This is a genomic window from Rhizobium sp. SEMIA 4085, assembly GCF_013004495.1.
In the GTDB taxonomy this organism is placed as follows: Bacteria; Pseudomonadota; Alphaproteobacteria; order Rhizobiales; family Rhizobiaceae; genus Rhizobium; species Rhizobium gallicum.
In genome coordinates, this window is sequence record NZ_JABEPH010000163.1 from 1 (window position 1) to 12,625 (window position 12,625).

8 protein-coding genes and 2 pseudogenes are annotated in these 12,625 nt (G+C 59.5%); 7 read left to right on the forward strand and 3 right to left on the reverse strand.

Annotated elements, in window-relative coordinates:
- From C9413_RS17185 to C9413_RS17200, 4 genes are all read left to right on the forward strand, one after another.
- Positions 1–751, forward strand: a 751-nt coding sequence (locus tag C9413_RS17185; RefSeq protein WP_170250676.1) for an ATP-binding cassette domain-containing protein, incomplete at its 5' end; no start/stop codon positions are given.
- 65 nt (positions 752–816) lie between these two features.
- On the forward strand, positions 817–1,602 hold the full coding sequence (locus tag C9413_RS17190; protein ID WP_040115145.1) for a ThuA domain-containing protein: 786 nt from the start codon (positions 817–819) through the stop codon (positions 1,600–1,602).
- A gap of 10 nt (positions 1,603–1,612) precedes the next feature.
- Positions 1,613–2,728: a Gfo/Idh/MocA family oxidoreductase gene (locus C9413_RS17195; protein WP_052451774.1), complete on the forward strand. Its 1,116-nt coding sequence runs from the start codon at positions 1,613–1,615 to the stop codon at positions 2,726–2,728.
- 143 nt (positions 2,729–2,871) lie between these two features.
- Positions 2,872–3,966 carry a Gfo/Idh/MocA family oxidoreductase gene (locus tag C9413_RS17200; RefSeq protein ID WP_082046699.1) on the forward strand — a complete coding sequence of 365 codons (1,095 nt, stop codon included), beginning with the start codon at positions 2,872–2,874 and terminating at the stop codon, positions 3,964–3,966.
- A gap of 10 nt (positions 3,967–3,976) precedes the next feature.
- Here C9413_RS17200 and C9413_RS17205 read toward each other — a convergent pair whose 3' ends face one another.
- The 3 genes from C9413_RS17205 to C9413_RS17215 form a co-directional block, all read right to left on the reverse strand.
- A complete protein-coding gene (locus C9413_RS17205) occupies positions 3,977–5,875 on the reverse strand; it encodes an ABC transporter ATP-binding protein (RefSeq protein ID WP_040115146.1) in 1,899 nt (632 codons plus the stop codon).
- Between the two features lie 23 nt (positions 5,876–5,898).
- Complete coding sequence (locus C9413_RS17210; RefSeq protein ID WP_052451926.1) at positions 5,899–7,752, reverse strand: ABC transporter ATP-binding protein; 1,854 nt, start codon at positions 7,750–7,752, stop codon at positions 5,899–5,901.
- A 168-nt stretch (positions 7,753–7,920) separates the two neighbouring features.
- On the reverse strand, positions 7,921–9,117 hold the full coding sequence (locus C9413_RS17215) for an acyltransferase (protein WP_082046700.1): 1,197 nt from the start codon (positions 9,115–9,117) through the stop codon (positions 7,921–7,923).
- 62 nt (positions 9,118–9,179) lie between these two features.
- Between C9413_RS17215 and C9413_RS17220 the strand changes: the two genes are divergently transcribed.
- From C9413_RS17220 to C9413_RS17230, 3 genes and pseudogenes are all read left to right on the forward strand, one after another.
- The gene (locus tag C9413_RS17220) at positions 9,180–10,109 is read left to right on the forward strand and encodes an alpha/beta hydrolase (protein WP_166677357.1); all 930 of its coding nucleotides are present in this window, start codon (positions 9,180–9,182) and stop codon (positions 10,107–10,109) included.
- Positions 10,110–10,429: 320 nt separating this feature from the next.
- Positions 10,430–11,836: pseudogene (locus C9413_RS17225) on the forward strand (FAD/NAD(P)-binding protein).
- A gap of 114 nt (positions 11,837–11,950) precedes the next feature.
- A pseudogene (locus C9413_RS17230) lies at positions 11,951–12,625 on the forward strand (PAS domain S-box protein); the annotation flags it as partial.

Sequence of the window (12,625 nt, forward strand, 5' to 3'; positions counted from 1 at the left end):
TTGGGGGCAGAGGGGCGGCGGGGGGGGGGTGGCGGGCCGGACGAAGGCTGAAGGCCGGCTTGGGGGGGGGCACGCCGCCGGCAGGCTGCAGCTATCGCCCTATCTCGAACGTCTGCCGCGTCAGCTATCGGGCGGGCAGCGTCAGCGCGTCGCGATCGGCCGGGCGATCGTTCGCGATCCCAAGGTCTTCCTCTTCGATGAGCCGCTGTCGAACCTCGATGCGGCATTGCGCGTGGCGACAAGGCTGGAGATCGCCAAGCTGCACCGCAGCATGCACAATACGACGATGATCTATGTGACGCACGATCAGGTTGAGGCCATGACGCTTGCCGACCGTATCTGCGTCCTGAGGGACGGCGTTGTCGAGCAGATCGGCACGCCGCTTGAGCTTTACGAGAGCCCGAATTCAATCTTCGTTGCCGGCTTCATTGGCTCGCCGAAGATGAATTTCCTGTCAGGCGGACTGGCGCAGCCCTATAATACCCATACGATCGGCGTGCGTGCAGAGCATATCCGGATCACGTCGCAAGCGGCAGTCTGGAACGGAACCGTCATTCATTCGGAGATCCTCGGCTCCGACAGCTTTGTCTATCTGGACATCGGTGCAGATGAGCCGCTGATCGTGCGTGAGACCGGCGTTTCCGGCCATGAGCCGGGCCAGAAGCTCGGCGTTGCGCCAGTTGCCGGCCACATACACAGTTTTGACCAATCTGGCCGCGCGCTTGCAAAAGCATCCATGCGCGCTGCCTGACTATCCACCAAGGATCGATCCACCTCCCAGGCTCGGTCCTCTTCACATCGCAAGGAGTAACGATCGTGCCTATTCGCACCATTGTCTGGGGTGAAAACATCCATGAGAACACCAATGCCGTCGTCAGGGAAATTTATCCCGAAGGCATGCACACCACGATTGCCGCTGCGCTGAACAGCGACCCGGCAATCAGGGCGACGACCGCGACGCTGCAGGAGCCGGAGCATGGCCTGTCGCAAGGGCGGCTTGCCGAAACCGACGTCCTCACCTGGTGGGGCCACAAGGATCATGGCGCAGTCTCCGACGAAGTGGTCGAACGCGTCGCCAAGCGGGTCTGGGAAGGCATGGGCCTGCTGGTGCTTCATTCCGGCCATTTTTCGAAGATCTTCAAGCGGCTGATGGGAACACCCTGCGCGCTGAAATGGCGCGAGGCAGGCGAACGCGAGCGGTTGTGGACCATCAATCCGCGTCATCCGATCGCTGCCGGCCTTGAGGAGAACTTCGTCCTTGAAAACGAGGAGATGTATGGCGAACAGTTTTCGGTTCCCGAGCCGCTGGAAACAGTGTTCATCTCCTGGTTCCAGGGCGGTGAGGTGTTCCGGTCCGGGATGACCTGGCGGCGTGGGGCGGGCAACATCTTCTATTTCCGCCCCGGTCACGAGACCTATCCGACCTATCACGACCCCAATATCCGCAAGGTGCTGATCAACGCTGTCAAATGGGCTCATAACCCTCAAGGCGACCTCAAGACCATCACCGATGCCCCGAACGTTCCGGTGGAGAAGGCGCACGAACCGATCGTGGAGCGCGGCCCGAAATTGCACCAGGCCGGCGAAGCCGGTTACCGCTGAGGGGGCAAGGATGAGACTTCTTGTTCTTGGTACAGGCTCGATGGCGAAGAGCCAGGTCAGTCATTTCAAATTGATCGAAGGCGTCGAGGTCGTCGGCGCTGTCGACACTGATCCGTCACGCCTTGCCGAATTTTCCGATCATTTCGGCATTGAGAAACGTTTCCTCGCGATTGAGGAAGCAATTGCCTGGGGAGATTTCGATGCCGCAACCAATGTAACCCCAGACCGAATCCATCATCCGACGACTATGGCGCTGATTGCCGCCGGCAAGCACGTCTTCTGCGAAAAGCCGCTGGCCGAAAACTACGCTGACGCTCTGGAGATGACGACTGCGGCGGAAACCGCCGGAGTGATCAATATGGTCAACCTCACCTATCGCAACGTCGCGCCGCTGCAGAGGGCTCGCGAGATGGTGCTCGCCGGTGAGCTCGGTACGATCAAGCATGTTGAAGCATCCTATCTGCAGAGCTGGCTGGTGTCGCGGGCCTGGGGGGATTGGCGCACGGAATCGCGCTGGCTCTGGCGGCTTTCGACCGGTCACGGCTCGAACGGTGTGCTTGGCGATGTCGGCATCCATATCCTCGACTTCGCCGCCTATGGCGCGGCAACCGATATCGACCACGTCTTTGCGCGGCTCAAGACCTTCAACAAGGCGCCAGGTGGCCAGATCGGCGAGTATCTGCTCGATGCCAACGACAGTTTCACGATGTCTGTCGACTTCGCCAATGGTGCGCTCGGCGTCATTCACGCGACCCGCTGGGCCACGGGTCATCTCAATGAGCTGAAGCTTCGCATCTACGGTGAACGGGGCAGCCTCGAGATCATTCACCGGCCGAACGGCTCGCAGCTGCGCGGCTGCTTTGATGAGAACATCGAGACGGCGACCTGGGCCGATATCGATGTTGCGCCGGTGCCGACCAACTATCAGCGTTTCGTCGAAGCGGTCGCGACCGGCAAGCAGCTTGATCCGAACTTCCGTCATGCCGCTAACCTGCAGAAGGTCATCGATCTCGCGATCGTCTCGGAAAAGGAGCGCCGTGAGCTCAATCTGCTGTCGGAGGAGGTCGGCATGACGCCCGGACCGGAAGGCGCCGGCAACGTGGAGGTGCTGCCGATCGCGGTATAGGCGCTTGCCGCACGAAGCCCCATGCGGCCTGTCCAAAGGCCGTATGGCTGGATGTTGAAGTCCCGCCTTGATGAAGCATGACTGAGGGCCGGGCGCAAATGCCAACGTGCGCGTCTGGTCGGGTCCAAGCATAAGGAGGCATAATGAAGCTGATCATACTTGGCACTGGCTGGTGGGCGAACACCCATGCCACGAGTTTCTCGGAGATCGCCGGCGTGGAGATCGTCGCGGCGGTCGATAGTGATGATGTGCGCCTGCGCGCCTTTGCCGCCCGGCACAATATTCCGCTCACCTTCAATTCACTGGAGGATGCACTTTCCTGGGGCGAATTCGACGCAGCGACCAATGTCACGCCGGACCGCGTGCACTATGCCACGACCTTGGCCCTGCTTGCAGCCGGCAAACACGTCTTCTGCGAAAAGCCGCTGGCTGAGAATTTCGCCCAGGCTGCAGAAATGGCCGACGCCGCCGAGAGGTCGAAGCAGATGACGATGGTGAACCTCACCTATCGCAATGTTGCTCCGCTGCAGAAGGCTCGGCAAATGGTGCTGAACGGCGATATCGGTCAAATCCGGCACTTCGAGGCTTCCTACCTTCAGAGCTGGCTCGTGTCGAAGGCCTGGGGCGACTGGACGACGCAGCCCCAATGGCTCTGGCGCCTGTCGAGCAAGCATGGGTCGAACGGCGTTCTCGGTGACATTGGCATTCATATCCTCGATTTCGTGGTCTACGGGGCCGGAAGCGATATCAAGACCGCGGCTGCGCAACTGAAGACCTTCGAAAAGGCCCCGGGTAACAGGATTGGCGAATATGAACTCGACGCCAACGACAGCTTTGTGATGATGGCCGAGCTGAAAAATGGCGCTCTGGGCGTCATCCATGCCAGCCGCTGGGCGACCGGACACCTGAACGAACTGCGGCTGCGGGTCCACGGCGACAGGGGGGCAATCGAAGTCACTGACACGCCGAACGGCGCGACGCTTAGAATCTGCGCCGGCGCGGATGCCGACGAGGCGATCTGGCGGCGCGTGCAGGTTGAACCCGTTGCAACGAACTTCGAGCGCTTCGCCGAGGCCGTGAGGACTGGCGTCGGACAGGAGCCATCCTTCCGGCATGCCGCCAATCTGCAAGAGGTCATCGACCACGCACGCAACTCGGCCGCCAGCCTGCCCACCCTGATCATCGCCGCTCAAAGCGGACCATATGACACGGGAGCTGCCGAGGAGCGTCGTCGTTAGACAGTTGCGGTCACGTCGTCGGACTGCTGAGGGCCGTCTCTTCCAAAACCTCCTCCGGAATATCGTCGAAGGAGGCATAGTTCAGATTGTAGAGCCGCGAATAGAGTTTGCCGTTCGTCATCAGCTGCCGGTGATTGCCGCTTTCGATGATCTCTCCATTTTGCAGGACGATGATACGGTCGGCCTCCCGGATCGTCGCCAGCCGGTGGGCGATGACGAGGCCGGTGCGGTTTTCGAGAAGCTTGACCAGCGCCTTCTGGATCAGCATCTCCGTGTAGCTGTCGATATTCGCCGTCGCTTCATCGAGCACCAGGATCTTTGCATCGGCAACGAGCGCGCGAGCGAAACTGAGCAGCTGCCGCTGGCCGAGCGACAGATTGCCGCCGCGCTCGCCGAGCACGCTGTCGTAACCTTCGGGCAGGCGCATGATGAAGTCGTGGGCACCCACGGCCTTGGCCGCTTCGATCACCTGTTCGCGCGTCGCCTCTGTCTTGTGATAGCGAATGTTTTCGAAGACGGTACCGGTGAAAAGGAAAGGTTCCTGCAATACCATGGCGATCTGATCGCCGAGTGAGTCCTGCGTCAGCTGGCGTACATCATGCCCTGCGACCAAAACCTGGCCCTGCTGCACATCGTAAAACCGGTGGATCAGCGACATACAGCTCGATTTGCCGGAGCCGGTCGGGCCGACGAGGGCGACTGTTTCGCCGGGGTTCACCTTGAAACTCACCTGCTTCAGCACCGGGTGCTTCGGATTGTAGCCGAAGACGACGTCGCGGAACTCGACTGAACCGTCCATGTCTTTCGAAAGCGCCACGGCGTTTAGCGCATCCTTGATCTCCACCGGGACATCGAGAACCTCCGTCAATCTCTGGCCCGAAGCCATGGCGCGCTGCATGACGGAATATTGCAGCGTCAGCGAGCGGATCGGATCGAAGAAACGCTGGATGTAGAAGAGGAAGGCAACGAGCACCCCCACATCGAGAGCCTGGTTCAGGACGCGCGCCCCGCCGACGACGATAACGAGCGCCATTGCCACGCCGGTCAAGGAATCAACGATCGGTACCATCACCTGTGCATAGCGGGCTGCCGTCAGATGCGTCTTGAGGTTCGCGTGCGCCTTGTCGTCATAGAGCGTGAAATTGACGCCCTGGCGATCCATGCTTTGCACGGCGCGGACGCCATGGATTGCCTCGGCAAGCGCACCGGCCGCAATCGAGTTCGTCTCGTGCGCCGCCATGAAGGATCTGCGCGCCAGCGGCAGCCAGAAGAGACGGACGAGGAACAGGATAGGCAAGGCAGAGAGTGTCAGCAGCCCGAGCTTGAAGTCGAGATAGAGCATCACGAAAACGATGCCGAAGAGCAGGGTGATATCACCGACGGAAAGCACTGACGTCTCGAGAAACTCCTGCATGGAGTTGACATCGCCTTGAAGACGCGACATCAGCCGTCCGACCTCCGTCTTGTCCATGAAGGAAAGCGAGACCCGCTGGAGATGGGAGAACATTGCCTTGCGGATGTCGAAGAGCACCTCCTCGGCGACGTTGCCAACCAGCGTCTCCTGGGCGTAGCTTGCCCCATAATTGATCAGGATCGCAATTAGAAATGCGATGATCGAATAGAGGAGGGCGGAGCGATCCCCGCCCGGCTGCATGCCGTGGTCGATCGCGTAGCGGATGATCAGGGGAATCAACAGCTGCATCGCCGTGAAGGTGAGCACGGCTACGACCGACCACATGACTTGCGTGCGGTATGGCTCGACAAAAGCCCAGATGCGCTTGACGATGTTGCCGTCGAAGGCCTTTCCGAACATTTCTTCTTCGACGCGGTGCGAGCCGACCACCGCCCGCGGCGGACGGCGTCCGTCCTCGCGAACGTCGGAACGTTCGGTTTCCAGTTCCTCGGCCATGAAGTCCTCCCTGCGCCGGTTTCTTACGCGCTCAAGGCGTCGTCGCCCGGCCGTACCTGCAAGTCGTAAAGTGCCTTGTACCGGCCGCCGGCGGCCAGCAACTCCTCATGCGTGCCGCGCTCGACGATGCGGCCGTCCTCGATGAAGAGGATCTGGTCGGCATGCATCAGCGAACTCAGCCGGTGGGCGACGATGATCGTCACGCGTTCGGCGGCGTATTTGCGCATGGCGGCGCGGATGCGCTGTTCGGTGACAGCGTCGATCGCCGCCGTCGAGTCGTCGAATACCATCACCGCCGGCCTCAGCATCAGCGCGCGCGCGATCGAAAGACGCTGGCGCTGGCCGCCGGACAGCGAAACGCCGCGTTCGCCGACCACCGTGCCGTAGCCTGTCGGCAGGCCGAGGACATAGTTGTGCAGCTGCGCGCTTTCGCTCGCGCGCTCGATCCGCGGCTCCTTGGCCCACGGGTCGCCATAGGCGATATTGTTTTCGATGGTTGTCGTGAACAGGAAGGAATCCTGCTGCACGACGGCGACTGCGCGGCGGAGCGATTGCAGTGTCACCTTGCGGATATCCTGCCCGTCGATCGTGATCCTTCCCTTCGTCACGTCATAAAAACGCGGGATCAAATGGGCGATCGTCGATTTGCCGCTGCCCGGCGGGCCGACGATGCCAACCGTTTCACCGCGCCGCGCTTCGAACGAAACGCCGTGAAGCACCTGCTGCAGGTCCGAGCTTGGATAAGCGAAGGCGACATTCTCGAAACGAAGCGTGCCTTCTGACACCTTCAATTCCTTTGCATCCGGGATATTGCGTATGGCGATCTCCATGTCGAGCAGATTGAAGAGGCGCGTGCCGCATGTCGATGCCCGGGCAAAGGCGTTGACCATCAGGCCGAGTTGACGCACCGGCATTTGCAAGATGGTCATGAACGTCAAGAACGAGGCGAGCGTGCCGACGGTGATGTCGCCTGCCATTACCTTTTCTCCGCCGACCCAGAGCACGAGGCCCATCGCAGCGAAGAAGGAAAAGGTCATGGCGCTGGTATTTGCAACACGGATACCGACACGCTGGTGCGCAAGCGTCAGCGCATTCTTCGATGCCTTTTCGAATTTGGAAAGCTCATGGTCTTGCGCAGCGAAGGCACGGACGACGCGGATGCCGCCGAGATTCTCCTCCATGATACGGGTCAGCACCGAAAGCCGCTCCTGCAGGTCGAGCCAAGTGGCACGCAGCCGCAGCTGCGTCACTGAGGAACGCCAGCCGACGAACGGCACGAAACTCAGCGCCAGGAGGCCAAGAACCACATCGGTCGAAATCAGCATGTACGCGCCGATCCCGATCAGCGTAGAAAGCAGGAAGACACGCACAAGCGCTGTCGAAAAATACATTCGCACGCCTTCGAGATCGAGCAGTCCGATAGTGATCAGATCGCCCGAATGAACCGTGTCGTGAAAGCTGAAGGAGAGCCGCTGGATCTTCTCGTAACAGGCAAGCCGCAGCTCGTAGCCCATGTGGTGGCCGACGCTTTCGCTGAAATAGTTCTGAACCATTGTGGAGACGCCGCGCAGCACGCTGGCACCGAGTAAAAGCAGCGCCGTCGTCAGCAGCGCCTCCTGCGCCAGTTGACCGGCCGCTCCGCCGGTCAATGCAACCTGCGTATGGTCGACCGCTTGGCCGAGCAGGCGCGGAATCAGAAGCTGGAACGCGGATGCTATGAGGGTTGCGCCGATGGCGAAACCCGCTTGCCAAGGGTGACGAAAAGCCATGACGGTGATGCGGACCAGCGTATAGAGGCCCTTGCCCCAGCCTGCCGCATTCACAAGCGCAAGCGAAGCTGAGGGCTTCGTCGCGCGTATCGACGCATCGCTGCTCACGGTATTGATTCCAAATAGATGTATGGTTCGGACGCTGGCCCGAAAAGACGGCAATTCCATGGAGGGATTGATTAGCGCGCTTAGTTTTGCCGATTCTACCTGAGCGTTCAAGTAAAGAATTCACCAGTTGGTTATTTTCTCGTGAGTGAGACGACCACAACCGCTCCCTCAGCTCGGTCCCAATTGCGGTGAACGCTGCAGCCTTAGAGGTTTCTGCACGATCCTTTCTGCGGACGTGACGAAACAGGACATCAAAACAACGGCGCAAACCGAAGCGCAAAACAGCAAACCGACAGACACCCGCGAGACTGGCGGCAGCACTGTCGCCAGCGATTGGACGATCAAACCGCCGAACGTGTAATGATTAAGGTAGAGTGCGTAGCTCAGGCTGCCGAGATATCGGAATGTTGTCCGCTGCCGATGGGTGAACCCGGTTTCGAATGCGTCGGCATGGATGATGCAAAAAACCATAAAGGCTGTGGCCGTCAGCCAGACCAAACAGGCCCCGGTGCCGATGCCCCATAAGAGATCCCTGCCGACGAATATCTCGACAATGCACATCAAACCTGCTGGCAGCAGGGCGCCGATCGCGATTTTGGAGCGATGGCCGCGCAGGTGAGCCCACAGCAACATGCCCAGCGCGAAGAAAACCCCGTAGCGCATGAGAAAGACCTTCGAAGGGAAACGCGAAAGCGTCGCAAACAGCTCCTTGTCGAATAGAAAGGCCGCAGACCATACCACGAGATAGACCGAGCTTACGGCGCAGATGATCTTCGCCAGGTTTTCCAATGAAAGACGCGGCGCAAAGACGATCGTGATCCCGACTGTCAGGTAGAACGCAGCCTCGACCACCAGCGACCATACGACGCCATCGATATAAGGCCCGACCGGCGAAAGGACCGAGGAACGGATGAGGGGAGGGATGAGAGACGTAATGTCCTGGCCCGCCAGCGACAAGGCCGCAAAGCCGATCACGCTGGAGATCCACAAAGCCGGCAGGATTCGAAGAGCGCGCAGGTGAATGAAACGGAGAGCGCCGTGCATGCCGCTGGCGCCTTCTGCGCTCATGGAGATCACGAGGCCGGAAATCACGAAAAAAATCTCGACGCCAATGCTGCCAACCCCATCGAATGGCCAAAGGAAGGCGAACACCGGCCCGCTCGTTTGCGGAAGCTGGAAGCTTGAAAAGTGGAACAGCAGAACCAATGCAGCAGCATAAATTCTGACTATATCTACCACGTAATAATGTGTTGCAGGTTTTTGTTCAGGCATAATCTCATCCAAAAGGAGTATATGTCCCGGATAAGTTTCTAGTATTTGTTTCTGTAGCGTATTACTATTAATATAATTCCGTTGTCCACCCATATTGCGCGTGGATTGTAAACTTTTTATCTTGGAACACGTGGCGGATGGCGAGAGGTTGCAGCATGGGTTACGGATTATCGAGGCGTATCACGGCGATGCTGGCTATAGCCGGACTCGCGTTTTTCTTACTTGCGGCCGGAACTTGCGAGCTTCTGGCCTCAACCGATAGGGACGGTCCTGCCTTCAAGGACATCGCCTACGGAAGCGACGCCCGCAACAGGATGGACATCTATAAACCGCCCGGTGCCGGTCCGTTTCCGGCGATCATCTATGTCCATGGCGGCGGATGGTGGAATGGTGACAAGCAGTATCTCGCGGCCAATGCCAGGGACTATATGCTGTCGAAGGGCGTTGCGGTCGTTGCAATCAACTATCGCAATCTGGTCGAGGCAAAACGCGACCGGATATTCCCGCCCGTGCTTGCCGCGCTTGAGGATACCAAATCGGCCTACGGATATCTGCTGAAGAATGGCGGGAGCCTTGGCATTGATAATACACGGCTTGCCATTTACGGCGCTTCGGCAGGCGGCTTCAATGCGCTCTGGCTGGCATTGTCGATCAATGAGGACGGTTCGCTGCAGGCGATCAAGGCGGTTGGCGGCATCGATGCGCAAACCACGATCGATCCCTTTGAGATGCGCGATTGGGTCGGTCCATCCATCAATTACGGAGGCCATGCCTTTGGCCTTCCCGAAGCGGATTTCCAATCCTTTCTGGCGCAAAGGGATAAATTCCTGAATTACATCTCGACGCTGTCCCCCTCCTATCTGGTTCGCGCAAACTCGCCGCCGATCGTGCTTCTCTATTCGGGGGGGCTGCAGGATCAGTCGAGCGATCACATGGCGCTCGTCCACAGCCCAAAGTTTGGCGCAGAATTTCAAAAGACCGCCGAAAGGAACGGCCATGCCGTGACCTTTCTCGAGGGGGCAGAGCGTATTCCGGCGCGCTACAGCGATTTCTTCAATTTCCTGATCGACCGCGTTGTGAAATAGCCGCGTGGCGCGAACAGGTATCTTGCATAAGGCGCGGTGGGAAGGACAAATCTCCCTTTTGTTTCAGCGCTGTGGCTGCCTTGTCGACAGTCATGCCGAACAAAACGCTTGCCACTTTCCCATTTTAGGGCTTTCATACACGACTAGTTTGATAGACTATGACGCGGCAATGTTCCCTCGTTTCCGGCGAAGCGCAACGCTTCGATGAGCGGCAAGCGTTCCAGACGGCCGCATGAACCTTACCAACGCGGGCGCGTGTAGTCCCGCGTTGAAAACCTTGATCGAGACACGATGCGGGCTGATCCCGCAAGGGAGTTGAGATGACGGTTCAGGGCCTTTTTGCTTCGAAGTCCAAGACGACGGCACGGGTTTCGGCTGTCCCCCGTATCGCAATCGTCGGCCGGGGTTTTTCAGGCATGATGAGCGCAATCGCCTTGATGAAAACGGTGCGGACGCCGTTCCATCTTCAGCTTTTCGATCCAAATTCCTCGGTCAGCGGGGGCCAGGCGCTGTCGTCGGTGCGCGCTTCGACGATCCTCAATACCCGCGTTCGCGACCTTTCGGTCTCGCTCGGCGATGCCGACGATTTCAACGACTGGCTCTGTAGCAACGCGGAATTCCGGGCTGCCGTGCGTGCCGCGATCCCGGGTTTCCGCCAGATTTTCGTTCCAAAGGCTCTTTTCAGCGACTACGTCTATCAGCGCTTTTCAGAAGCGCTCGCAGCCCGCAAGGATATCACCGTACAGGTCTGTCACGAGCCGGTCGTCGCAATCCGCAGAAGCCATGCAAACCGCTTTCTGCTCGAAAGCGCCCATCCAGCCAATCCGCTCTTCTAAACCGTCGTCCTGGCCACTGGCTACGGGCTTTCCGATCCCGAGCCGGAGGCGGAGGATCGGTCGCCGGTGCGGGCCCAGCGTCTCGTCGCCCGGCCGCATGCTGTTCTCCTTGGAAGCGGCATCCGCGTGGTCGACCAGTTGCTGCAACTGCGCGATAGCGGTTACCCTGGCCAGATCACGATTGTCTCGAAGCATGGTTTCCTGCCGCAGAGCCATACACCGAATTCCGCCGATCCACTTTTCCCGGCCGAGGCGTTGCCGCAAAAGCTGCCCGAGATCGTCCGCTTCATCCGCACTGCCTGCCGTGAGGCAGAAGAAGAGGGCCGTAGCTGGCAATCGGTGATGAACGGTCTGCGCAGACATGCCCGCTCTCTCTGGCGTTCGCTGCCGGCCGATCAGAAACGCCAGTTCAACCGGCATCTGCGCGCCATCTACGACAGCCACCGCAACCGCCTGCCGGAAGCGATGCATCTGCGCCTGAAACGCGAGCTTGCCGAAGGCAATACTATCCTTCGTCGAGGCACGGCCGGCCGCCGGGGGCTCAGCGGCATCTTCTTCACGCCGGCCGGATCAAATATCGAGGAAGTCATCTATGCGGAGCGTGTTTTCGACTGCCGCTGCAAGGCACCTGATCTGGCGATGCCTTTGATGCAGAGCCTGATCGGCTCCGGCCTTGCCGTGCCCGATGAGCTTTCGCTGGGGCTTGCCGTCGATCAGCGCGGCGACCTCTGCCTGGAGGACGGATCGACGGTGGATGGCCTCTTCGCCGTCGGTCCGCTCGGTCTTGGCAGTCTGCCGGATATCGATCTGGTCCCTGAAATCGTTACCCAGGCCTACGCGGCTGCGCAGCAGGTCGCAGAGCAGTTCTATCCTCGAAGCAGAGCTGTTTGAAATTATTCGGACATTTGTGGGAACCATTTCGCGGCTCCTTCGGTTTAGGAAACTAGTGTTTCCAACGGGGGGCTTATGGAAGTGATGGATCGATTTGGTGCGTCTCTCACTGGCGAGGGCCGCTTGCGGTTACTTGTCGATGCCATCACCGACTACGCAATCTATATGCTGAGTCCGCAGGGTCACGTCGCCACGTGGAACGTCGGTGCTCAGCGCCTCAAAGGATATTCACAGGAAGAGATCATGGGCAGGCACTTCTCGAATTTCTACACCGAGGAGGACCGTGCTGCCGGTGAGCCGGAACGTGCGCTTGAAATTGCCCGCTGCGACGGCCGCTTCGAAAAGGAGGCCTGGCGCGTGCGCAAGGACGGCAGCCGCTTTTGGGCGAACGTGGTCCTTGACGCTATCACGGACGATTGCGGCGAAGTAATTGGTTTTGCGAAGATCACCCGCGACATGACCGAGAAGCGCGAAATCCAGCGTGCGCTCGACCAGGCACGCGAAGAGCTCTTCCAGGCGCAGAAGATGGAGGCGATCGGCCAGCTCACCGGCGGCATTGCCCACGACTTCAACAATCTTCTGATGGCCGTTCTCGGCAGCCTGGAGATTTTGAAGAAGCGGATACCTGAACAGCCGGAGCTGATGCCCCTCGTCGAAAATGCCATCCAGGGTGCGCAGCGCGGCGCTGCCCTGACGCAGCGCATGCTCGCCTTTTCCCGGCGCCAGGAACTGGCAGTCAAGACGATTGAGATTGCAGCGCTCATGGACGGAATGGCCGATATGCTGCAG

Excerpts from the sequence above, each read along its gene's own strand:
- C9413_RS17195 (WP_052451774.1), top strand. The coding sequence starts at position 1,613 with ATGAGACTTCTTGTTCTTGGTACAGGCTCGATGGCGAAGAGCCAGGTC.
- C9413_RS17200 (WP_082046699.1), top strand. The coding sequence starts at position 2,872 with ATGAAGCTGATCATACTTGGCACTGGCTGGTGGGCGAACACCCATGCC.
- C9413_RS17205 (WP_040115146.1), bottom strand. The coding sequence starts at position 5,875 with ATGGCCGAGGAACTGGAAACCGAACGTTCCGACGTTCGCGAGGACGGA.
- C9413_RS17215 (WP_082046700.1), bottom strand. The coding sequence starts at position 9,117 with ATGGGTGGACAACGGAATTATATTAATAGTAATACGCTACAGAAACAA.
- C9413_RS17220 (WP_166677357.1), top strand. The coding sequence starts at position 9,180 with ATGGGTTACGGATTATCGAGGCGTATCACGGCGATGCTGGCTATAGCC.